General features: G+C 53.0%; 22 protein-coding genes. 6 read left to right on the forward strand and 16 right to left on the reverse strand.

Annotated features, from left to right (window positions below):
• Positions 1-699: a response regulator gene (locus tag AB9F29_RS04550; RefSeq protein WP_369754757.1), complete on the reverse strand. Its 699-nt coding sequence runs from the start codon at positions 697-699 to the stop codon at positions 1-3.
• A gap of 385 nt (positions 700-1,084) precedes the next feature.
• On the opposite strand from AB9F29_RS04550, the gene AB9F29_RS04555 reads away from it, so the two are divergent.
• Complete coding sequence (locus AB9F29_RS04555; protein WP_369754758.1) at positions 1,085-3,592, forward strand: ATP-binding protein; 2,508 nt, start codon at positions 1,085-1,087, stop codon at positions 3,590-3,592.
• A gap of 35 nt (positions 3,593-3,627) precedes the next feature.
• On the opposite strand, the gene AB9F29_RS04560 is transcribed toward AB9F29_RS04555, so the two are convergent.
• The gene (locus AB9F29_RS04560; protein ID WP_335583701.1) at positions 3,628-4,296 is read right to left on the reverse strand and encodes a GntR family transcriptional regulator; all 669 of its coding nucleotides are present in this window, start codon (positions 4,294-4,296) and stop codon (positions 3,628-3,630) included.
• Positions 4,297-4,451: 155 nt separating this feature from the next.
• Here AB9F29_RS04560 and AB9F29_RS04565 point away from each other — a divergent pair, with 155 nt between their 5' ends.
• Positions 4,452-5,858, forward strand: coding sequence for an FAD-binding oxidoreductase (locus tag AB9F29_RS04565; RefSeq protein WP_369754759.1), 1,407 nt, complete (start codon positions 4,452-4,454; stop codon positions 5,856-5,858).
• On the opposite strand, the gene hemC is transcribed toward AB9F29_RS04565, so the two are convergent.
• Positions 5,855-6,802, reverse strand: coding sequence for a hydroxymethylbilane synthase (gene hemC, locus AB9F29_RS04570; RefSeq protein ID WP_369754760.1), 948 nt, complete (start codon positions 6,800-6,802; stop codon positions 5,855-5,857). The genes AB9F29_RS04565 and hemC overlap by 4 nt on opposite strands.
• 113 nt (positions 6,803-6,915) lie before the next feature.
• Here hemC and hemE point away from each other — a divergent pair, with 113 nt between their 5' ends.
• Positions 6,916-7,947, forward strand: a complete 1,032-nt coding sequence (gene hemE, locus AB9F29_RS04575) for a uroporphyrinogen decarboxylase (protein WP_369754761.1) — start codon at positions 6,916-6,918, stop codon at positions 7,945-7,947.
• Here hemE and hemF read toward each other — a convergent pair.
• From hemF to clpS, 4 genes are read right to left on the reverse strand one after another with little or no spacing between them, the layout of a single operon-like run.
• Positions 7,944-8,837 carry an oxygen-dependent coproporphyrinogen oxidase gene (gene hemF, locus AB9F29_RS04580; RefSeq protein WP_369754762.1) on the reverse strand — a complete coding sequence of 298 codons (894 nt, stop codon included), beginning with the start codon at positions 8,835-8,837 and terminating at the stop codon, positions 7,944-7,946. The genes hemE and hemF overlap by 4 nt on opposite strands.
• Positions 8,838-8,848: 11 nt before the next feature.
• Entirely contained in the window at positions 8,849-9,655 is an 807-nt protein-coding gene (locus AB9F29_RS04585; RefSeq protein ID WP_369754763.1) for an SDR family NAD(P)-dependent oxidoreductase, read from the reverse strand.
• Positions 9,656-9,693: 38 nt separating this feature from the next.
• Positions 9,694-10,698 (reverse strand): methyltransferase, encoded by a 1,005-nt coding sequence (locus AB9F29_RS04590; RefSeq protein WP_369754764.1) that lies wholly within the window; start codon positions 10,696-10,698, stop codon positions 9,694-9,696.
• A 16-nt stretch (positions 10,699-10,714) separates the two neighbouring features.
• Entirely contained in the window at positions 10,715-11,035 is a 321-nt protein-coding gene (gene clpS, locus AB9F29_RS04595; protein WP_039001901.1) for an ATP-dependent Clp protease adapter ClpS, read from the reverse strand.
• A 119-nt stretch (positions 11,036-11,154) separates the two neighbouring features.
• On the opposite strand from clpS, the gene AB9F29_RS04600 reads away from it, so the two are divergent.
• Complete coding sequence (locus AB9F29_RS04600; RefSeq protein WP_369754765.1) at positions 11,155-11,859, forward strand: HAD family hydrolase; 705 nt, start codon at positions 11,155-11,157, stop codon at positions 11,857-11,859.
• A 251-nt stretch (positions 11,860-12,110) separates the two neighbouring features.
• A complete protein-coding gene (locus tag AB9F29_RS04605; RefSeq protein ID WP_156477553.1) occupies positions 12,111-13,508 on the forward strand; it encodes a D-alanyl-D-alanine carboxypeptidase family protein in 1,398 nt (465 codons plus the stop codon).
• On the opposite strand, the gene ccoS is transcribed toward AB9F29_RS04605, so the two are convergent.
• The 8 genes from ccoS to ccoN form a co-directional block, all read right to left on the reverse strand.
• A complete protein-coding gene (gene ccoS / locus AB9F29_RS04610; protein ID WP_039001899.1) occupies positions 13,505-13,663 on the reverse strand; it encodes a cbb3-type cytochrome oxidase assembly protein CcoS in 159 nt (52 codons plus the stop codon). The two genes, AB9F29_RS04605 and ccoS, sit on opposite strands and share 4 nt — an antisense overlap.
• Positions 13,664-13,666: 3 nt before the next feature.
• Entirely contained in the window at positions 13,667-15,865 is a 2,199-nt protein-coding gene (locus tag AB9F29_RS04615; RefSeq protein WP_369754766.1) for a heavy metal translocating P-type ATPase, read from the reverse strand.
• Positions 15,865-16,326, reverse strand: a complete 462-nt coding sequence (locus tag AB9F29_RS04620; RefSeq protein WP_369754767.1) for a FixH family protein — start codon at positions 16,324-16,326, stop codon at positions 15,865-15,867. The genes AB9F29_RS04615 and AB9F29_RS04620 overlap by 1 nt, the downstream gene beginning before the upstream one ends.
• Entirely contained in the window at positions 16,323-17,765 is a 1,443-nt protein-coding gene (gene ccoG, locus AB9F29_RS04625) for a cytochrome c oxidase accessory protein CcoG (RefSeq protein WP_369754768.1), read from the reverse strand. The genes AB9F29_RS04620 and ccoG overlap by 4 nt, the downstream gene beginning before the upstream one ends.
• A 271-nt stretch (positions 17,766-18,036) precedes the next feature.
• Positions 18,037-18,897 carry a cytochrome-c oxidase, cbb3-type subunit III gene (gene ccoP / locus AB9F29_RS04630; protein ID WP_369754769.1) on the reverse strand — a complete coding sequence of 287 codons (861 nt, stop codon included), beginning with the start codon at positions 18,895-18,897 and terminating at the stop codon, positions 18,037-18,039.
• 2 nt (positions 18,898-18,899) lie between these two features.
• Complete coding sequence (locus tag AB9F29_RS04635) at positions 18,900-19,112, reverse strand: CcoQ/FixQ family Cbb3-type cytochrome c oxidase assembly chaperone (protein ID WP_039001894.1); 213 nt, start codon at positions 19,110-19,112, stop codon at positions 18,900-18,902.
• Positions 19,113-19,123: 11 nt separating this feature from the next.
• Positions 19,124-19,849: a cytochrome-c oxidase, cbb3-type subunit II gene (gene ccoO / locus AB9F29_RS04640; protein ID WP_369754770.1), complete on the reverse strand. Its 726-nt coding sequence runs from the start codon at positions 19,847-19,849 to the stop codon at positions 19,124-19,126.
• A gap of 13 nt (positions 19,850-19,862) precedes the next feature.
• Entirely contained in the window at positions 19,863-21,455 is a 1,593-nt protein-coding gene (gene ccoN / locus AB9F29_RS04645; RefSeq protein ID WP_335583713.1) for a cytochrome-c oxidase, cbb3-type subunit I, read from the reverse strand.
• A gap of 193 nt (positions 21,456-21,648) precedes the next feature.
• Here ccoN and AB9F29_RS04650 point away from each other — a divergent pair, with 193 nt between their 5' ends.
• Entirely contained in the window at positions 21,649-22,488 is an 840-nt protein-coding gene (locus tag AB9F29_RS04650; RefSeq protein ID WP_335583714.1) for a universal stress protein, read from the forward strand.
• Positions 22,489-22,526: 38 nt separating this feature from the next.
• Here AB9F29_RS04650 and fnrL read toward each other — a convergent pair whose 3' ends face one another.
• Positions 22,527-23,273: a transcriptional regulator FnrL gene (gene fnrL / locus AB9F29_RS04655; protein WP_369754771.1), complete on the reverse strand. Its 747-nt coding sequence runs from the start codon at positions 23,271-23,273 to the stop codon at positions 22,527-22,529.
• Between the last annotated feature and the right edge of the window lie 15 nt (positions 23,274-23,288).

The following is a 23,288-nucleotide window of genomic DNA, read 5'->3' on the forward strand; positions in this document are numbered from 1 at the left end:
CTAAATCAACTCGCGGTCACGAGCGATCATCGCGGCATGCGTCCGATTGCGCGCGTCAAGCTTGCGGCTTAGGGTTTTGACATGCAGTTTGACAGTCACTTCCTGAAGGTCGTAGTCGCGGGCGATTTCTTTATTGGATTTACCTTCCGCGATTCCACGCAAAACTTGTTGCTCACGCTGTGTCAGCCCCGTTTTAACGTCCTCTGGCTGGCCCATTTTCTGCATGAAATTAAAGGGGGCAAATATTTCTCCTTGCGCCATAAATTTAGCGGCCATCACCATCGACTTAGACCCCAATGTTTTGGGCACAAACCCAGCGGCACCTGCCCTTATGGCCTCCTCGGCCGTGCTGCGCGATGCCGATCCTGAAAGGATAGCTACAGGCTTCCCTCCGTTTTGAGCAATCGCTTTACCGAGCCCCTCAAGACCATTCATTCCTGGCATATTGTAATCCAGCAACACGAGATCAAAGGCACCTTGCTCGTCGATGGCTTTTAGTGCCTCGTAAAGATCAGCCGCTAGAAAAACGTCCACGGCGCCCTCGGTTTCTATGAAAGAACCAATCGCTTCGCGTACCAAGTCATGATCGTCTGCCACCAAGAACTTCAATGTATCACCCCTCAAGGACGGTCCAACGTTTATCTGCTCTGACGGCGCTGGCTCCCGATTGAATGGTACCACGTTTCCAAATGCCGCCATTGCTATCTCCTATGTTGAAGCCCCGACCTTAACAGAACTCTAACATACTCCCCCGGGGGGGTGGGCACCCCTGCAATGGTATAGCGCCCTGTGCATTAGGTGCTATCAGACTATCCTTTCGCCTTAGCTAATATCCTTCCAAAACTTCTGAAAATTTTAGAAAAAGCTTAGATAATTATTCACTTTTCTTAAAGCTTGGCTGCATAGAAATGGATCTTGAACACGGACGCCAAAGGTTTCTAACCACAACTGTTTGCACAATTTCAGAAGGATACAGTATCCGATGTCCCAATCCCGACTGTCTCGAACGAATGCACAGGCCGTTATCGTGCCAATTGGGGTCTGGAGTCTCATACTCGTCTGTTTGGGAGCAGTATATGTCTTAATGACAACGCGTTTTGAGACTGCCCTCAATGCGAACTCATCCGAAATAGGCGGTGCGGTTGAGGTCCTTTCTTCACTCGGAGATACAGCCATCCTCCTTGGGAAAAGCGCGGAAATAGTCTCAAAGTCGGAAGACATGACACAGGTTCCCAGCAACGATTTGCGCAATGGCTACGAAAAGATGGTTCACCAGTTTAACGATTTAAACACAGGTCCAAAGTTTAAGGCACTTCGCAGTATTCCAGAAGTTCGGGCCGCGCTTTCACGCTATTTGAAGACTATTGAGGAAATTAAATTCATACCCCTGTCCACGCCGGAGACGATTTTTGACCGTGCGGAACAAATTGAATCCACCGCGCAACGGATGTCAGTAGAAATTCGCCTTATGGGTTTGGAGACGCTGCGTTTTTTTGATAATGAGTTGGAAAATAAATTGAGTGCGGCCGCAAAAATATCCCAAAACCTGACCTACTTAGCAGCAGCTATGGCCGCCCTCATCGCAACACTCACAACCATACTATCGCTCAGAATAAGAACAAATGCTCGAAATAGACAGGTAATTTTGGAACTGAGCGCCCTCCTTACATCAACGACTGCGGCATCCCTCGATGCTATTTTAGTCGTTAACGAACACGGAATTGTATTAGATTTCAACAAGTCTGCTGAGAACTTATTTGGCCACACCAAGGCACAGGCGTTAGGGGGGAATATGATTGATCTTTTTTTCCCCGAAGATCGGGTAGAGCCGTCCATGCGCTCGATACGTCGCTATTTGGCAACGGGCGATGATCGCCTATTTGGAGAAGGACGTGTTCAACTTGTTGCGCGTCGCAAAAATGGAAAAACATTTCCCGTTGAACTTTCCATCGGAACGACGCATTCCCCGGACGGACGCCTTTTCATTGCATATTTGCGCGATATCTCGGCTCAATTAGCCGCAGAGAACGAACTCATGCAGGCTCGTGACAAAGCTCTCGAAGGGGAAAAAGCTAAATCCCGTTTTCTCGCAGTTATGAGCCATGAAATGCGCACGCCCCTAAATGGCCTTCTCGGGACCTTGGATCTCCTAGCCCGAACCTCGCTGACGACCAAACAAATCCAGTACCTGACAATTGCCGTGAAATCAGGCAACCATCTGCTTGAGCACGTGAACGATGTTCTGGATATCTCCAAGATTGAGGCTGGGCATGCAAAATCTGAAAAACGGCCATTCAACCTGTTCGGCATCTTAACCGAGGTTTGCGACGGTCAGCGTTCTCTGGCAAGCTCGCGGGGAAATAATCTCTCAATCGGGACCTCAGAATTCGAGTTGGGAACCGTGGTTGGTGATCCGGGAGCGGTACGGCAAATACTTCTGAACCTCGTCAGCAATGCCAACAAATTCACATCTCGAGGGAGCATTTTAATTGAAGCCGAAGACCTCGAAAACGACCTTGGAACAATTGAGTTTCGCGTAGCAGACACGGGATTGGGGATTGCAGAGAAAAGCATTGGCGAAATCTTTACTGATTTTGTGACGCTCGACCCCAATTTTGACCGCGAAGCCGAGGGTACAGGACTTGGCCTCCCGATTGCGAAGCGTCTTGTGGAAGCAATGGGCGGAGAAATAGGGGTGGAAAGCGAAGAGGGAGAAGGCAGTCTGTTCTGGTTTAGAGTTCCGTTCGCAAGACATATGGATGCGCCTGAGCAAGGAGTACATTTGCCAAAAGTTGCGGCAGAAGACTCGCCACCCATTTTGCTCCAAAAGCCTTTGAAAATACTATTGGTGGAAGACAACCAAATAAATCGATTTGTAGCACGCGAAATGCTAGAAGCAGATGGGCATATAGTGACGGAAGCTCAGGACGGAGAAGAGGGCGCGCAGTATGCAATTGAATGCGCTTTTGACGTGGTCCTCATGGATATATCCATGCCACGTTTGGACGGTGTCTCTGCAACCGAGCGTATTCGAGAGTCTAATTCCGACTATTCCGGTGTCCCGATTATTGCCCTCACGGCCCATGCACTCCCTGACGATATTAAACGTTTTCAAGCCGCCGGAATGGACTATTGCCTTGCCAAACCTGTCGTCCGCGACAAACTTCGCGAGATTTTGGCGAAGTCTGTTGCACAGATTTTGGAGCCACACAGAAAGGTAAAAGGTGACACCGAAACCCGAGCCGGCAACGTTGCTCTTGTCAACCAAGACATCCTCTTGCAACTCCTCGAAATACTTGGGCAAACTCGTGTTGACGATCTGTTCAAAAGGTTTGTCGTTGAAGCAGAAACCACAATCGCCGAGCTCACTCGCATAAACGACCCGCTTCGTGTCCAAAACTCGATACCCCAAGTTCACCGTCTAGCTGGCTCTGCGTCCACTTTTGGGGCACAGCGCCTGCAGACAACCCTCGCAAATCTCGAGTCGATGGGAAAAGCCGGGCAAAATGACGGTTTCATCAACGAACTACCTTTCCTCCCCGCCATCCTAAACGCGTCGAAAGCCGCCCTAAACTCAGCGATAAACCCATAAATTTCTTACAATTTTGTCAAAAATGTTTGGCACGCCTAAAGGACAGATAGGCGAAACTTTTTAAGAATTTCCAATAACTCGGAGGACGCGCGTTTGCGATGCTCGCGAAAGAGTTCTGCAACCCCCGCCTCATCTCCAGCGGCAATCCCTTCCAGTATTTCCCGATGAACGCGCGTGGAATCCTCTGGAATCGCTCGCATGCGCAATGTCACCATTCGGGCACGGTGCGCCTGATCGAACAAAACCGAAACCATCGCCAATAACCGCTTGTTCCCGTGCAATTCTAGGAGCAACCGATGGAAGCGATCATCGGCATCGGCCCATGCATCCAGATCATTTGCCGTCAAAGCTTTTTCCATCTCCAATGTGGCCTGCTCCATGCCACTTAATTCTTCCTTACTCGGACGTCGGCGCGCCAAAGCTGCCGCAGCTTCAGGCTCAAGGGCAGTAAGTATCTCGTAAATTTCGGCCATGTCTTCTAGCGAAACAGGTAACACGCGCGCGCCTCTTCGAGGAATCAACTCAACCAACCCCTCAGCTTCCAGCTTAATCAGGGCTTCGCGTACAGGCGTCCGACTCATCCCCAAGAGCGTAGCAATTTCCGGCTCTGGCGCCTGAAACCCTGAGGGCATCCGGTTTGAAAGAATCTCTTCTTTCAAACGCAAATAGGCATCTGCCACTCGTGTCGTCTTAACTTCTGGCACTCTCGAATTCCCCCACAGACACAACTTTCTGAATCAAACGACTATGCAGGTGTTTCAAAAAAAATGCCAGTCGTCGGAAAGCTTTCCATACCGAATTGTTCACTGGCACTTCCTGCCATTTTGCGAGACAATCACATTCAAAATTGGGAATTTTAATGAACATTATTGCGGAACTTTCTAATCTACTTGGCGAAAAGCACGTTCTGACAGGAGCAGACGTCTTAGCTTATTCAACAGATTGGACGGGAAAATACACGTCTAATCCGCTCGCTGTTGTCCGGCCCCTAGACACTCAGCAAGTCAGTGAAATCGTCAAACTGGCAACTGCGAATCGCATCTCGATCGTTCCAATCGGTGGAAACACCGGACTTACTGGCGCAACTATGGCCGATGGAGCCATCTTACTCTCTCTTGGTCGGCTTAATACAATACGCGAAATACGACCAGAAGCGCGCATCGCCATTGTCGAAGCGGGTGTCATTCTCTCAAACCTTCATACAGCAGCCGCAGAATTCGGTTTAAGCTTCCCCCTCACATTTGGCGCGCGTGGGTCAGCAATGATTGGCGGAAATTTGGCCACCAATGCTGGCGGCTCAAACGTACTGCGCTATGGAAATACACGTGCGCTGTGTTTGGGGCTAGAAGTGGTGCTTCCGTCCGGTGAAATCATGGACCTGATGAGCGAGCTTCATAAGGACAACGCCGGTTATGATTTGCGCGATCTCTTTATTGGAGCCGAAGGGACGCTTGGAATCATCACTGCCGCAGTTTTGAAACTCGTGCCAAAACCAGCGGCATATGGCACAGCAATGGTCGCACTCGCATCCCTTTCTCCCGCGTTGAACTTGCTCAACAAGCTGCAAATATCCACTGGTGGCGCGGTTGAAGCGTTTGAATTTATGCCGGCAAGCTATATGGAACTCCACGCCAAACTTTTCCCCAACGCGCGCGCACCGTTCGAGAAAATCCACCCCGTCAACATTTTGGTCGAAATCGGCGCGACCGCACCACGCGACACAGTGCCAAATGAAATCGGCGAAATCCCGATTGTGGACCTGCTGGAAACTGCGCTAGCTGAGATGATTGAGACTGGCGAAATTCTTGATGCCACGGTTGCACAGAATGAAACACAGCGCATAGAAATGTGGCACCGTCGCGAACAAGCAGCCGACCTCGCGTTTCACAAAAAGCCGTTTGTGAACTGCGATATTTCCGTTCCGCTGGACAAAGTCGAAGTTTTTATTTTGGAATTTGAAAACCGACTAGCGCTCATCGATCCCACAGCGACGACCCTTTATGTCAGTCATCTCGGCGACGGAAACGTCCATCCTACAATTTGGCCAAGCTCTGCGTCACCCGAACTAGAAGAACGCATTATTGAAATCCTCGAAGATGTGGTTTCTGACTTGCGCGGCAGTTTTTCTGCTGAACATGGGATCGGCGTTTCAAAGCTCGGGTCAATGGCGCGCAAGAAAGACGCGACGGCCCTTACGACCATGCGGGCGATTAAATCTGCGCTGGACCCCCTCGGGATTATGAACCCTGGGAAAATTTTGCCCTAGTGCATCCAGTCAAAAAAATCTTCTGGCGCGCGGGAGCGTAAACGGTTCGCGAGCGTCAAACCCATTTCGGCACCGGTTGAAATGGGGCCAGAAATTTCATCTGCGAGGCTCTCGCTTCCGTCTGGGCGGATAATTTCGCCCCTTAGACGCAACGTATCACCGGAGATTTCCGCCAATCCCGCAATCGGAGTCTCGCAGGATCCATCGAGTGCCGCCAAAAATGCACGCTCGGCGGCCAAGCGCTGGCCGGTCGGGATGTCGTGAATGGCTGCGAGCATCTCGCTTGACCGCGCGTCGTCGGCCCTTTGCTCAATGCCGATCGCACCTTGCGCCACGGCCGGAAGCATCTCGGACACCTCAATCGCGCTCGCGACAACATGTGTCATACCCAGCCGATTAAGACCCGCCATCGCCAAAAACGTACAGGAGGCCACCCCTTCGGAAAGCTTTTTCAGCCTCGTTTGCACATTGCCACGGAATTCGATTACATCCAAATCAGGCCGTACTTTTTTGAGTTGTGCATGTCGGCGCATACTCGATGTCCCCACGACCGCGCCAACGGGCAAATCGGCCAATCGCGCGACCGTCGGCGAAATAAACGCGTCACGCACATCTTCACGCGGTAAATATGTCGAAAGAACCAACCCTTCGGGCTGCTCCACGGGCATGTCCTTCATGGAATGCACTGCAATATCGATGGATTTGTCGAGCAAGGCCTCTTCAATTTCCTTGGTAAACAGGCCCTTACCGCCAATTTCCCGCAAAGCGCGATCCTGCACACGGTCGCCGGTGGTTTTGATGGCCACAATACTAAATGCCGCCTCAGGCAAATCAAATGCTGCCATCAAACGCGCCCGCGTTTCATAGGCTTGAGCAAGTGCAAGCGGAGAGCCACGGGTGCCGATATTCAGCGGTGCGTCGGGAGTGGGTAAGGTTGTTTTCATGCCCCGTGTTTACGCGCGGCAAATGCGCCTGACAATGCGTCAGTTGGCCTCTCTACCTTGACAACGCGGCCACGACACGAAAAGTGTTGCGTGAAAATCTATAGGGGCACGAAATGGCTGAACAGAAAAAACTATTGCGCGCATTAGCGGGTGAAACACTCGATGTGCCCCCCGTTTGGATGATGCGTCAGGCGGGGCGATATTTGCCTGAATATCGCGCCACTCGCGCTCAAGCAGGAGACTTTTTGTCGCTCTGTTACAATCCAGAACTAGCCGCGGAAGTTACCCTACAGCCCATCCGTCGCTATGGCTTTGATGCCGCCATCGTTTTTGCTGATATCCTGTTATTGCCGCAAGCCTTAGGCGCAGATGTTTGGTTCGTTACGGGCGAAGGACCGCGCCTGTCAACAGTTACATCCGCAAGCGACTTCAATAAGTTGACGGGTGTTGACGGCATTCACGAGACGCTCAACCCAATCTATGAAACGTTGAAAATCCTCAAATCCGAACTTCCCAAAGAGACCGCCCTCATTGGTTTCGCCGGAGCCCCTTGGACCGTCGCAACCTATATGATCGCAGGGCGCGGCACCCCCGATCAAGGCCCCGCACACGCGCTTAAATCTACCGACCGTGAGACTTTTCAAAACCTGATCGACCTCATCACTGAAGGCACAATTTCCTACCTTTCGGCCCAAATCGAAGCGGGCGCCGAAGTCGTCAAACTGTTCGACAGCTGGGCCGGTTCGCTCAAAGGGGCCGACTTCAATGATTTCGCCCTCGCACCAACCAAACGCATTATTTCGCAACTCAAGGCACGCTATCCACACATCCCCGTCATTGCCTTCCCGCGGGAAGCGGGCGACGCTTATGTGGGATTCGCTAAAGCGACGGGCGCGGACTGCCTCGCCATCGACACCAAAGTTGACCTTGCTTGGGCCGCGAAAGAATTACAAAAGGATGGGTGCGTTCAAGGCAACCTTGATCCAAAACTTATGGTTGAAGGCGGGGATCGCCTGATTTCAGAAACCAAGCGGATCAAAGAAGCCCTGTCCAACGGGCCCCATATCTTCAACCTCGGTCATGGCATCACACCCGATGCGGACCCCGCAAATGTGGACGTTATGCTCAAAGCTCTGCGCGGCTAAATCCATTTCGCCAACGGCGGAAGACTCATCAACACGGCCTCGGGATCATGACCGCTCTCGAGGCCGAATTTCGTTCCGCGATCATACACCAAGTTGTATTCGGCATAGAGGCCGCGGTGCACGAGTTGCGCCTCTTTGTCGGCCTCCGTCCATGGCGTATTGCGACGCCGTTCGGTGATCGGAAGGAAAGCCGCTAGGAATGCGCGTCCAACATCCTGAATGAAGGCAAAATCAACGGCCCAGTCACCCGTGTTGTGATCATCAAGGAAAATGCCACCCACGCCACGCGCGCGCTTGCGGTGTGGAATATAGAAATACTCGTCAGCCCACTCTTTGAATTTCGGGTAGTATTGCGCGTCGTGACGGTCGCAATGCGTTTTTTGCACTGCGTGAAAATCGGCCGTGTCCTGTTCGTATTCAAGGCAAGGATTGAGGTCGGAACCGCCGCCAAACCACCAGCCATGTGGTGTCCAAAACATGCGGGTATTCATATGAACGGCTGGTGCGTGTGGGTTTTGCATATGCGCAACAAGGCTTATGCCAGAAGCCCAAAACCGTGGGTCGTCCGCCATTCCAGCAAGCCCCTTACGCGCGGCCATCGCCCTTTGGGCCCCCTCGCCAAGCTCGCCGTAAACCGTTGAAATATTGACGCCCACTTTTTCAAACACGCGACCTCCGCGCATCACACTCATCAGTCCACCGCCCGCATCACTGCCATCGGCGGACGTGCGTGAAGTCTCGCGAAGCTCAAATCGACCGGCGGGTAAATTCGACGTTGGCCCTTCCGATTGGCTATCTTCTAGCCCCTCAAATGCAGCACAAATCTCGTTTCGCAAAGTCCCGAACCAGTCCGAAGCTTGAGCCTTCTGGGCGTCCATCTTATCTGTCATTTTATGTCTTTCTAGTGAGCGAGCGCCGCGACGGGGTCGAGCAACGTACGTCCACCATCGATTGTCACGATCTGACCGGTCATAAAGCCACTCGCGTCACTGGCTAAAAACTGTACGGACTCGGCAACTTCACTTGCGCTTGCGATCCGACCCAAAGGTGTATGGCGTGTGATGTTTTCGCGTAAACTCGCGTCCTCTTTGAGGGCATGCTTCAAACTCGCGCTCATTACGCTCCCAAAAGCCACCGAGTTCACGCGAATACGGCTCGGAGCCATTGCAACGGCAAAGGATCGGGTCATTTGATCCAAGGCTGCTGTGCTCACAGAAAGCGCCATTAAATTGGGGTTGGAGCGTTGTGCCGCAATGGACGATAGGTTCACAATCGACCCGATGCATCCGTCGCTTTGGCCGTCGTCCTCGGCCTGTTTGATCATCCGTTTGGCGACCGCTTGGCTTACCCGCAAAGGCGTCATCAGGTTCTGATCAAGCAGCTTGCTCACCCCGTCCGAGAGAGGGTTGAGCGGATCGGAGACAACAACTTGCCGGCTGCAATTCACAAGGATATCGACGCGATCAAAGGCGGATATCGTCGCGGAAAGAAGGTTGGCAATTGTGAGGCGTTTGCGCAAATCCCCTGCGAAGTAACGCACGGGACCGTCATCAAGGGGGCCATCTAGTTCATTTTGTAGGCGTTTTTCGTCCATGTCTGCAAACATGACATTGGCGCCTTTTGCCACGAAATGGCGCCCGATTGCCAATCCGACCCCGTTTGCTGCCCCTGTGATGATCGCCGTCTTGCCTGATATCGAAAAAGACATTCCCTAACCTCATTTTTATCGCCAAACGGAAGTTTAGATCACGAAGGCGCGCGAGTTTTTTGTACCGGTTGCGTTGCGTGGAACACTTTAAATTTATTGTCCCCAGAAACTTCAGTCACAACACGAAAGACCTCTTTTAAATGTGCTTCATAGGGCAAATGCCGGTTCGCGACGACCCAGAGATCACCACGCGGCTTTAAGAAGCGGCCAGCCGCCGATAGGAACGCCTTCCCGATATTGGGGTCACCGACCCGCGAGGTATGAAACGGGGGGTTCATCACAATCGAGTCAAATGCGGGCAACGCCTTATAGCGCGTCACGTCCGCCCAATGAAATTCCGCGCGGGGGTCGGTAATATTCTCACGTGCACACGTAATTGCGGCAAAATCCGCTTCAACCAGATGCACGGTTTTTACGGTTTCGCGCTTGAGGATTTCACCCGTTAGCCAGCCCCAACCGGCTCCGAAATCACCCACGACTTCACCAAGTTTCGGCGGAAGTGCCGCGGCCAAAATCGCAGATCCGGGATCAATGCCATCCGCCGAGAATACACCCGGGCGCGTCACAAACCCTGGGGCGGCAAGTTGCGCGTCTTTTGGGGCAGCCCAATCTTCAAAGCTAGTTCCCGCTGGGAACCAGAAGATTTTTCCATGCGATTTTGAGATGGCAGCGGAGCAATCGGCCCTTTGGCGACACGCTTTAAACATGCCGTCGATTCCGTCAGTTTTCTGGCCATCAACCACAACAATCCCATCCGGACAAAACGCATTTGCCATAGCAATTGCGTCTCGCGCTTCGGCTTTGGCGCGCGGCAAGAAAACAACCGCCATCGAGAATGTGCCCTTTGCTTCTGTTAGGACTGTGAAGCCCGCGTTTTCAAGCGCATCAAAATCGGGTTTAAACCCTTGGACCGCAATAACACGTTCACGGGGCAGCGCGGAAAGATCACTGTCGGGGCCCGCGTTGAGAACAAGAATTTTACCGTCTTCGGGAAGGGTAAGAGCGGCACCAGAAAGCGCAAGAGAGAGGCGAAGATTTTGCATAATTCGGGCCGCGGCCCTATTCCTTTTCCATCGTGCACTGCAACGGGTGTTGCTTTTGACGTGCGGCATCCATGACCTGAGACACTTTTGTTTCCGCCACTTCATGCGAGAAAACACCGACAACGGCAATGCCCTTTTTATGGACCGTCAGCATCAGATCAAACGCCTGTTGATGCGACACGCCAAAAAAGCGCTCCAACACAAAAATTACGAACTCCATGGGCGTGTAGTCATCGTTAAGGATCAACACCTTATACATAGGAGGCTTCGCCGTCTTGGTGACGGTTTTTGTGATAACACCCGCTTCGTTGTCTGGCGGATCATCTTTGTCAGACATCCTAGCGGGGGAGGTATTTTCGATTGACGTCACACGAGTATCCACTTCTTTTGTGACAGGAACATATAAGTTCGTTGGAGCTTATGTAAGGGGGGGCGAAGGGTTAGGTGGAGAGATTTATGCGAAAAATATCAACAATTGGGTTTGATGCGGATGACACGCTTTGGCAAAACGAGGCCTTTTTTCGTCTGACCCAAGACAAATTCGCCGTATTGTTGCAAGATTTCACACAGGCGGATCATCTCGCAGAGCGCCTTCTTGCAGCCGAACGCCGCAATCTTGGCCAATATGGATTTGGGGTGAAAGGGTTTATCCTTTCGATGATTGAAACCGCCATTGAAGTGACCGACGCGCGGGTTTCAGCAACTGTTATTCAAGAATTGTTAGACGCTGGTCAGGACATGCTTAAGCACCCCATTCACTTGTTGCCCCATGTGGAATCCACACTCGAGATGCTGGCGCCGGATCACAAAATTCTTCTGATCACCAAAGGAGACCTTCTGGATCAGGAACGCAAATTGGCCCAATCCGGTTTGGGAGATTTTTTTGATGGAGTGGAAGTTCTATCAGACAAAAATCAATCCTCTTACCGTGATGTTTTCGCGCGACACAATCTTAATCCAAATGAAGTGTTGATGGTCGGAAACTCCCTAAAGTCCGATATTATACCCGTCCTCGCCACAGGGGCGCGTGCCGTGTATGTACCGCACGGAATGACTTGGGAATTAGAGCACGCCACCATGCCCGTGGCCAGTGAGCGACTGGCTGAAATCCCCGACTTGTCACATCTTGGCGCGGCATTGAGCGCGTTCAACAATTCCTAGCCAGACGCACCAACTCCTACATGTAGAGGAGGTCACCGACGTAGGTACAAAATATTGAATGCAACACTTTCAAACTTAACGACTTTTTCCCATAATTGGGTGTTTTCTGAATGAATCGGCTGTGCTAACGTTCCTGTAACAAAACAATGTCAGTCGGAAAATCGACGGCACGAGGCAGTTATAAAAAGGCGGGCGACGTGAAAACACGTCTAGGGCGGTACGTCCAATATAGATCGATTCTGATCGCGTTTATGTGCGCCACCATGTTTGGTGCGACCATGGCGCGTGCAGCCCCTTATGCCGCATATGTGATGGATGCGCGAACGGGTGAAGTCCTGCATTCCAGCAATGCTGATACGCGACTACATCCCGCTTCTTTGACAAAAATGATGACCCTATACGTGGTGTTTGAGGCGGTAGAGAACGGCGAAATTTCCCTCGACACCAAAGTTTTGATCTCAAAGAAAGCGGCAAGCGAACAGCCCTCAAAGCTCGGCTTAAAATCAGGGCAACGCATTGAACTTAGATATCTGATTCGAGCCGCGGCAGTCAAATCTGCCAACGATGCCGCAACGGCCCTTGGCGAAGCCATTTCCGGCAGTGAAGCCGCCTTTGCCCGCAGGATGAACCGCACAGCAAAAGCCATGGGGATGACCAAAACGACGTTTAAAAACGCACATGGTCTTACCGAATCCGGACATCTTTCGACAGCCAGCGATATGTCCAAGCTTGGGCGTCATGTTTTTTACGACTATCCCGCATATTACAACCTATTTTCCCGTATTTCGGCAGATGCAGGTGTTGCAACCGTCAACCATACAAACCGCCGCTTTTTGAAAGCCTACAAAGGGGCCGACGGAATAAAAACGGGGTACACGAACGCGGCCGGTTTCAATTTGGTCGCCTCTGCTGAACGTGGGAACGTTCGCATTATTACCACTGTTTTCGGCGGGCGCTCCACGGCATCTCGCAACGCAAAAGTTGCGGAACTCATGGACCTAGGCTTTCGACGCGCCCCCAAGACAGCCTCTATACGTAAGCCAAAACGCCCAGCATATGTTGGCAATGACGGCAGTGGTGCCGCCATGGCCGCAGCAACAAACACTGGTTCCAAAACAATCCGCATAGTGACCGCCGTAAACACAAGCCTACGCCCCATACCGCGTCCGACAGTTGTCATGACCGAGCAAGTGCCAATGGATGCAATTGCGGCCTCTCTCCAAGACACGATTGAAGATGCGTTACGTGAGGCACAAGACGTAAAGTTTGATGAAGTATCGCGTGCACCGCAAGCGCGACCAGAAGCTTTTGACACGCCTTCCGAGACCATCGTTTTGGCCGCGGTAACGCCAGAAGTCCACATCGCGCAGGAAACTCCCATTGTTGTGACGCGTGTTTCAAATTCCACAGACCGATACTGGGGTGTCACCGTGGGGACATTCAATACCCGCTATCAAGCGGAGCGTGCGTTGCTCAAGACTGCTCTCCGAGAAATGGCGACTTTAGATGGCACCGTGCGTAAGGCGCAGAGTTCCAGCCAAGGGTTCAAAGCAAATTTCACGGGAATGTCCAAGGATGCCGCAGAACTCGCCTGCCGCCGCTTATCCGCCCGTAGCACCCCCTGTGAAGTCATCACACCGGCATCTTAAGGACGGGGTTCATCGTCCCAATCGTCGCTTAGTATCCGTGCACTGTCACCTTTAGGGTCTTCAAATTGCCCCCGCCGCAGCGCCCAAAAAAACGCACCCAGACCCAAGGCTCCAAGGCCAAGCGAAATCGGGATGAGGTAGGCAATAATCTGCATGTTTTACCTTAGACGCAAAGCGTTGAGGGACACAGTAATTGAGCTGGCCGACATGGCAAGCGCCGCTGCAAGAGGCGTCGCCAGCCCTGCAACAGCAATCGGCACGGCGATCACATTATACAGCGTCGCAATGCGAAAGTTTTCGCGAATGCGTTTGGTCGCGTTCTGAGCCGTTTTAAGCGCGTCAGGTAGCACGGAAAGATCATTCCCCAGCAGCACAACATCCGACGCTACACGCGCGGCATCAAGGGCGGTCGCGGGCGACATCGACACATAGGCAGCTGCAAGAGCGGCAGTATCATTGAGGCCATCTCCGACCATCAAAACGTGATGGGTTTCGGACAGCGCATTCACGTAATCCGCTTTTTGCGCAGGCAGCACCCCTGCCCTAAAGGTCGGAATGTTCAGCGTTTGCGCGAGCGTGCGCACAGAGGCTTCGGTGTCTCCAGACAAAAGATGAACCTCGATTCCCCTCGATAAAAGCTCCCGCACAGCTTCTTCAGCACCCATGCGAAGGGTATCTTCGAAACCAAACGACACTGCGGCAGAAGCGCCAACTTTGAGGTAAGTAGATGGGCCAGCGGCCCCCAACGTATCAGCCCCGAGCCAATCGCCGCGCCCAAGACGAACCGGCAAGTCGTTCCACATCCCCTCAAGCCCATAACCCGGCTTTTCGACAATATCTGTGACAAGCTGCGCGTTTGGACCATCCGATCCAGCTCCCACCTGCGCCAAGGCCCGTGCGAGGGGATGGCTTGATCCCTTCGCGAGGGCGCCGGCAATCTCCAAATCCAAGTCCGAGTGTTCGGTGCTCGCCAAAATCGGTGTACCCGTGGTTAGCGTGCCTGTTTTGTCAAAGACAACGCAATCAACTTGAGCGAGGCGTTCTAGGGCGGTCTCGTGCTTGATGAGCATTCCGCGCTTAAAAAGCCGCCCCGAGGCTGCCGTTGTGACCGCAGGTACCGCGAGACCAAGGGCGCAGGGGCATGTGATAATCAAAACAGCAGCAGCCACATTGATCGCTTGGCGCATGTCGCGTGTAAAGTAATACCAGCCGATAAAAGAGGCCAATGCTAGGATATGCACACCAGGCGCATAGAGCTTTGCGGCTTGATCCGCGAGGGAAGTATAGCGGCTGCGGCCACTCTCGGCGATGGCCACGAGGTCGGCCATTTGATGGAGCGAACTATCGCGGCCAATGGCCGTGGCCCGAATGACTAACGGCCCTGTGAGGTTCACTTCGCCCGCACTAATCTGATACCCGGGGGCGGCAAATATCGGCAAAGTTTCCCCCGTCAGAAGCGAGCGGTCGATCTCGCTTTCGCCCGTTAGAATTACCCCGTCCACCGGCATACGCGAACCAGGGCGCACCAAAACATGATCCCCGACAGCAAGGGCTGCCAACGGCACCACCTCCTCTGTCGGCCCCTCGGTGCTACTACCGCTCAAGCGGATCGCGCGCGGGACCTCCAGTGCGGCAAGCTCTTCGGCCGCCGAGCGCGCCACCGCACGTGTGCGGTGGTCAAGGTAACGTCCCGCGAGAAGGAAGCAGGTTAGCGTGAGGGCCGCGTCAAAATAGGCGTATTCCCCCGAATGCATCGTCTCATACAGGGATGTGCCTAGCGCCAGCGCAATCGCGAGGGCAATCGGCACATCCATATTCATCCGCCCCTTTGACAGCGCCGAAAAGGCACTCGCAAAGAAAGGCTGTGCCGCGAAACCAACCGCAGGAAACGCAATGGCCGCGGAAATCCAGTGGAACATATCGCGCGTGGGCCCCTCGGCCCCCGACCAAACGGCAACCGACAAAAGCATCACATTCATCGACGCAAAAAACGCAACCGCGAGGCGCATCAAAAGTGCGCGGCCCGCCGTGTCGGTTTGCGTCGCGGCAATGGTATCGGCATCTAGCTCATGCGCTTCAAAGCCGATCCCGTCCAAGACAGAAATCAACGCCTCGGCATCAACCTCCGGCTCAGCTTCAACTCGCACCCGTTTGAGCGTCAGGTTGACCCGCGCATTTGTCACGCCTTTGGTTGCCAATAGTCCCCGCTCAACAGCCGAGATACAAACGGCGCAATGGACCGTCGGAAGCGAGAGCATAATTGGTTCATGCTGGCCTGTCGCGGCCTGAACCCGCGCAGCAAGGGCTTCGGCCGCTGGCGCCGCCGCACATGCAGGACAGGCAGCCATGGAGCTCATTACTTCGCTTTCACATGGATGACGACACGTTGTTCAAACGGTGTTCCATCCACAGAAACCGCCTGCATGCGGAAATTCCAGTTGCCGACATCGAGCTCAGCAGGCGTGCTAAAAACACCGTTGGCATAGGTGAAACTGGGCAGAGTATCCGCGCGATCATGGGTCGCACGTCCTAGGATGCCCGAGATCTGTTGCGCCTCGACGGGTGTGCCCGCTTCGTCCGTTATGGCAATCTCCAAAACGCCATCGGCGTACGTCGGTACAACGGTCCATCCAAGTGCAAGTTGCGTCTTGAGTTTGTCGTTGAACTGTTGGCTGGCCACATAGGAGTTTTTCACCTCAAGCCCCGGGAAGGTACTCACCGCATAATAGGCCATCGTGAGATTCACCCCGATAACAATTGCAAACGCCCCTGAGACAAAGAAAAAGACTTGCCGACCTGTGATTGGTTTACTGCTCATTTTCCGTTCCCATTAAATATCGTGTCTTTGTAGGCGCGATCGAGTGTTTCGGTATCTTCAATCCAAATCCTTACCGGCGTGCTATCGGTTTTCGCGGCGGCCGAGCCGGAGGGCGCGACGATGTGAACCCGCTGCATGAAGGTCTCGTCGGGGTTCACCATGACCACATTGTTTTCGCGATCGTCAACTTGCACAGTTAGGTCGGCGTCGGAGGTGATAGACACTTGAAAGCCGCGCTCATCGCCAAGTTTGTTGCGCAACCTTACTTCATATGTGTTGCGAATAGAACCGTCTGAAAGCGTTACATATGTCGGATTACGCACGGGCGAGATCACGAAATCGATATCACTGCGAATAAAGAGCGCAAACATAAGGCCGAACCCAACCAGCGACCAAAGCACAGAATAAAGGATCGTGCGCGGACGAAGGATATGCTTCCAGAGCGAACGCGGCGGTTTGCCTGCCATTTCGGCAATTTCATCCGTCAGGGCCATATAATCGATCAAGCCGCGTGGCTTGCCGATCCGGTCCATTACCTCATCACAGGCATCAATGCACAACGCACAGGTGATACATTCAAGCTGTTGTCCGTCGCGAATATCGATGCCAACGGGGCACACATTCACGCAGGCCATACAGTCGATACAGTCGCCCTGCGGCGCCACATCAACGTCCGGTTCGGGCGCAGCTTTTTGCAATTTGCCACGAGGTTCGCCGCGCCAGTGACGATAAGCCACCATGAGCGTGTCTTCGTCGGTCATCGCTGCCTGAATACGTGGCCATGGGCACATATAAATGCAAATTTGCTCACGCATAAATCCGCCAAAAACGAAAGTCGTGAGCGTCAGGATAGCGATTGTTGTATAGGCAATCGGATGCGCGGTGCCATGTAGTAAATTCACGGCCAACGTGGGTGCATCCGTGAAGTAGAAAACCCAAGCGCCCCCTGTCGCGACCGCGATGAGGAGCCAAACGGCCCATTTCGTCAACCGAAGACGTACCTTGCGCGCATCCCACTTGGCATTCCAGAGGCGCACACGGGCGTTTCGGTCACCGTCAATCCAACGTTCCACCAGAATGAACAAATCCGTCCAAACCGTTTGGGGACAAGCATATCCACACCAGACACGGCCCAGCGCGGACGTAAACAAAAACAACCCAAGCCCGGCCATAATCAACAGGCCCGCGATGAAATAAAACTCATGCGGCCAGATTTCGATCCAGAAGAAAAAGAAGCGGCGATGGGCCAAATCAATCAGCACGGCTTGGTCAGAAAGACTCGCTCCGCGATCCCAACGCACCCAAGGGAGCAAATAGTAAATCCCGAGCGTAACCGCCATAATCCACCATTTCAGGTTCCGAAAGACACCCGAAACGCGGCGTGGAAAAATTGGCTCATGGGCCGCATAGAGTTTTGGTGGTGTGTCTGACGCGCTCATTTACGCCTCCTTGGGCCTATAGTGAACTGCACTAATGGTGGAAATCACCGCGCGGTTCTTTGATGTGTATCAAAGTTTCACACAAACGCGAAATTGTCCCTGCGACCAATTCGAAATCAGGCAGGCTGTGCGCCTTGGTCGCAGTGCAAAACGCAAAAACGGCAAGACCCCGAAGGAGCTTGCCGCCTTTGTTTTGGTACTGCGCCCTAAGAAACGCGCGAACAGGACAGGACGTCAGCACCATACTAAGGACTCGCGCCCTCAGAACTTGTTATTCGCCACCGCCAAGACCGTGGACATAGATCGCAACGGCGCGAATATCTGATTCGCTCAAACGTGCATTCCATGCCGGCATCACGCCAAAGCGGCTGTTGGTAACGGTTTGCATGATCGTTTCGCGATCACCTCCGTAGAGCCAGATTGCATCGGCAAGATTCGGTGCGCCTTGACTTTTGTCACCTAGACCCTCGTCACCGTGACAGGCAGCGCAATTATCTGCAAAAACAGTCGCCCCGGCGAGCGCCATGGTTTGATCGACATCATCATCCGAGAGCGAGAGGACGAACTCCGTAACTTGCGCGATTTCTTCTTCTTCAAGAATGTCGCCAAAAGCTGGCATCTCTGAGTAACGCGCATCGTCGTTGGTTTCGTTGCGAACACCGACGGTGATTGTTTCGTTGATCGCTTCGATCTCGCCCCCCCAAAGCCAGTCATTGTCGAGCAAGTTGGGGAAGCCAACAGCCCCCGCAGCACCCGACCCGTGACATTGCGAACACCACGTTGCAAAAACCGCCCGTCCATTTGCATTGGCAAAATGTAGAAGTTCGGGATTATTGGCCACTTCGCTCAAATCCGCAGCCACCAACTCGTCGCGCAGATCAGCATTGGCAGCCTTGAAATACGCAATATCTTCGGCCACTTCGGCGCGGGTTGAGTATCCAAGCACCCCCCGTGTCGCCCCGTTGATCAAGGGCCACGCGGGATAGGCGATGGAGTAGCCAATACCCCATATGATGCAGGCATAAAGCGTCCAGAGCCACCAACGCGGCAAAGGATTGTTGAATTCTTCAATCCCATCCCAACTGTGGCCTGTTGTTTCCGGATCTTGTTTTTTTACAGGTTTCTTTGACATGGCTACGCCTCCTCACTTTCGTCTCTGGGCGCCTTTGAGGCCTTTGGGGCCACATCGGGTGCGGGGTGGTCTTCATGTTCAAATGGGATATTTGCCGTTTCTTTATAAATCTTTTTGCTTCCCGGACGGAAAACCCAAAGGAACACCCCCAAGAAGAAAGCGAACATAAGGAGCAATACCCAGCTGTCGGCAAGCTGACGCAAGAATGTATACATGATGCGCCCTCCTAGCGGTCTGGGTCGGGCGTAAAGGTTGAAAAATCAACCAATGTCCCGAGCATTTGAAGATACGCCACCAGCGCATCGGTTTCCGAAATACCCTCTTGGCCATCGAAGTTGCGCACCTGCGCTTTTGGATAGCGTTCGAGCATATCGTCATAGTCGCTGTCTGGATCCGCTTGCGCCATAAAGTCGGCTTGGGCGTTTTCCAACATTTCGTCCGTATAAGGGACGCCGACCATTTTATGCGCCTGAAGCAAATCGCCGATGTATTTACCATCGATCAAATTATCCTCAAGGAAGCCATATTTCGGCATGATCGACTCAGGCACCACGGATTGTGGATTGTTGAGGTGCGCGATGTGCCACTCGTCGGAATAGCGGCCGCCAACACGCGCAAGGTCTGGACCCGTGCGTTTTGAGCCCCATTGGAACGGGTGGTCATACATGCTTTCGGCCGCCAGACTATAGTGGCCATAGCGCTCAACTTCGTCGCGCATCGGACGGATCATCTGGCTGTGACAGACGTAGCATCCTTCGCGCACATAGATTTCGCGCCCCGTCAATTCGAGCGGAGAATAAGGACGCATGCCCTCAACGTCTTCGATCGTATTTTGGATGTAAAACAGTGGCGCGATTTCTACGATCCCCCCGATGGAGACAACCAAAAGGCTGCCGACCAACAGGAGAGTCGCATTTTTCTCAATGACTTTGTGTTTGTCGAGAATTCCCATATCTGAACCCTCCTTATTCTGCGGCGACCATCGCGGGGGCCTTTTCAGGGGCCCGCACAACAGTCATCCAGAGGTTATACGCCATGATCAATGCGCCAGAGAGGAACAGAACTCCGCCCAAACCGCGTACGACCAACATTGGGAATTTCGGACCAAGCGTGTCGGCGAATGCCCATACAAGGAACCCTTGGGAGTCAACCTCGCGCCACATCAGACCTTCCATAATTCCGGTGACCCACATGGAGGCCGCATAGAATACGATACCGATTGTGGCGAGCCAGAAATGCCAGTTCACAAGTTTGAGTGAATACAGGCGCTCCTTGTTCCACAGGCGTGGGAAGAGATAATACATCGCACCAAAGGTGATCATACCGTTCCAACCAAGCGCACCAGAGTGCACGTGACCAATGGTCCAGTCTGTATAGTGGCTGAGCGAGTTGACCGACTTGATCGACATCATCGGCCCCTCAAAGGTGGACATACCATAGAAGCCAATCGAGACGACCATCATGCGGATGATCGGATCGGTGCGCAACTTATCCCATGCGCCCGAAAGCGTCATCAGACCGTTGATCATACCACCCCAGCTTGGCATCCAGAGGATAATCGAGAACACCATACCAAGCGTTGTCGCCCAGTCAGGCAGAGCGGTATAGTGAAGGTGGTGTGGCCCCGCCCAGATATAAAGGAAGATCAGCGCCCAAAAGTGGATGATCGACAGTTTATACGAATACACAGGGCGTTCGGCTTGCTTAGGTACGAAATAGTACATCATCCCCAAGAAACCCGCCGTAAGGAAGAAGCCCACCGCGTTATGACCGTACCACCACTGCGTCATCGCATCCTGAACCCCAGAGAAGAGCTGCACCGAGCGTGACCCAAAGATCGACACCGGAAGGCTGAGGTTGTTGACGATATGTAGCATCGCAACGGTAACAATGAACGAAAGGTAGAACCAGTTGGCCACATAGATGTGCTTTTCTTTGCGCTTCATAATGGTGCCCATGAAAACCAGTAAATAGGCGACCCAAACAATCGTTAGCCATATATCGACGTACCATTCAGGTTCGGCGTATTCTTTGGACTGTGTTGACCCGAGCAGATACCCCGTCGCAGCAAGAACGATAAAGAGGTTGTAACCCCAGAATACAAACCACGCGAGATTGCCGCCCCAAAGGCGCACCGCAGAGGTACGTTGAACAACATAAAAGCTGGTACAGATCAGTGCGTTACCACCAAAGGCAAAAATAACCGCCGAGGTATGCAAAGGACGAAGTCGCCCAAAATTGGCATACCCTTCGGCCCACTCAAAGTTCAGGACAGGGAAAGCCAGCTGGAACGCGATAAACGTCCCTACTAAAAACCCAACAATGCCCCACGCCACAGTGGCAACCGCCCCCGCGCGAATGACATCGTCCATATATCCAGTTGGAGCTGCCTTTTTGGGCTCCCCTGTTTGGCGCAATGTCCAAACAAAAAGCCCAGCAGACACAGCCATAACCAATAAGGCGTGCACCTGATAAGCTAAATCTCTTGCGTAATTTGCAGCAATGGCGGCGAAAACCGCCACCAATGCAAGCAAGAGCAGCTTAAAATAATCCCACATTTTTTGTCCCTTCGTCCATTCCCGTCGTGATTCTAATCACGCGAGTGCGTTCTTATAATTTTTTAGGTATCTTTTCAGACTAATACCGCGCTTTGATCCATGTCAATTCATGCCATCAAAAGGTTGATCGAGGTCAAAGAACAACAATGCACATCCTCCTAGTATCCACATACAACATAAAGGGAGACCCTCCATGGCCTATAAGTCAATTCTTACGTTTATGACGGATTCAATAACCAGCGCTGCCGCTCTTAGCTATGCGGCAAATATGACAACCGAGCAAAACGGTCACTTGGATGCGTTTTGCCTTGGGATCGACCGCACTCAGGTCGGGTATTATTACGCAGGCGCCAATGCACTGATCCAGCAAGAAGCCTTTGCGCACGCCCATGAGGACGCAGAAAAAAGCGAAGCATGGACGCGCAAAACTCTAGAAGGGTCGCCATTTACTTGGGCAGTCGACAAAGCCACCGTCGCTTTGCCCAGCCTTGCCCGTCTCGTCTCAATTCACGCGCGCTTCTCTGACATTGTTGTTCTTCCAAAACCCTATGGTGAAGGCCGCGGCGGTCAAGACGAAGCTCTCCTAGAGGCGGCCTTGTTTGAGGGGCACGCGCCGACCATCATTGTGCCGGACAAAGCCAAATCGGCTGTTAAGCCCAAGCGGATCGTGGTTGCGTGGAATGAGAGCCTAGAAGCTCTGAACGCAATTCGTGCCGCTCTGCCCCTTATGATCTCTGCGGATTTAGTAAATATCACGATAATTGACCCACCAGCCCATGGGGCCAATCGCTCAGACCCCGGTGGTCCGTTGTCGCAAATGCTGGCTCGTCATGGCGTGAAGGCCGAGATTTCCGTGCTCGCAAAATCCCTACCGCGCGTCGCGGATGTTTTAACCCGCCATATCGTGGACACCGATGCGGATATGTTGGTCATGGGGGCCTATGGGCATTCACGTTTCCGCGAAGCCATCTTAGGCGGCGCCACACGTCACATGCTTGAACGAACTGAAGTACCAGTATTTATGGCGCACTAGGAACGCTTTGGGCGGGAGTTTTTTTCCGCCCAATTTGCCTACGAGGGCATTCCTCCATCCGAATCATCTCCGGCTTCCGCTAGCAATCGTTGAAAATCCGGAATCCGAACGTGGCGCTTACCGTCGAGTTCGATGACACCGCTTTTCTTGAGCGCTGTAATTTGGCGGCTCACGGTTTCAATCGTCAAACCAAGATAATCACCCATCGCTTCACGGGTGAGCGGCAAATCAAATTCCAAGGTTGTCCGCATGCCCTCGCCCGAAAGCGGCGTGCTGCGCTGGCCAATGATGGCAAAGAGACTGGAGATTTTCTCGCGGGCCGTTTTGCGCCCCAAAAGCAGCATCCATTCCCGCGCAGCGTCCAATTCATCCAGCGTCATTTCCAGCAAACGGCGGGAAATCGCAGGGGTGGACGCCACCAAGTCCTCAAATGGTTTCTTGCGAAAACAGCACATTACAAGATCCGTGGTCGCTGTTACCTCATAGGCGGCAATCGCGCGCCCGGGACGTCCGACAAAATCTGAGGGAAGCAAAAGGCCAACCATCTGCGTGCGGCCATCTTCCATTGTCTGGCTTAAACAGGCGATTCCAGACACAACAGACGCCACAAAATCCATGCGATCCCCTGCCCAAACAACCGTCTGACCCGCCTCATAGCTCCGGTAATATTTAATTTTCTCAAGCACATCCAACTCGTCTGGCTCGCACCGCGCACAGACAGCACGTTCGCGAATTGGGCAGTCACCGCAGGAACTAAAGCCTAAATTTATGTCCGCTGGTCTCATTATGGTCTCTCGATT

Origin of the sequence: Falsihalocynthiibacter sp. S25ZX9, assembly GCF_041205405.1 — a bacterium.
GTDB classification, from domain to species: Bacteria; Pseudomonadota; Alphaproteobacteria; order Rhodobacterales; family Rhodobacteraceae; genus Falsihalocynthiibacter; species Falsihalocynthiibacter arcticus.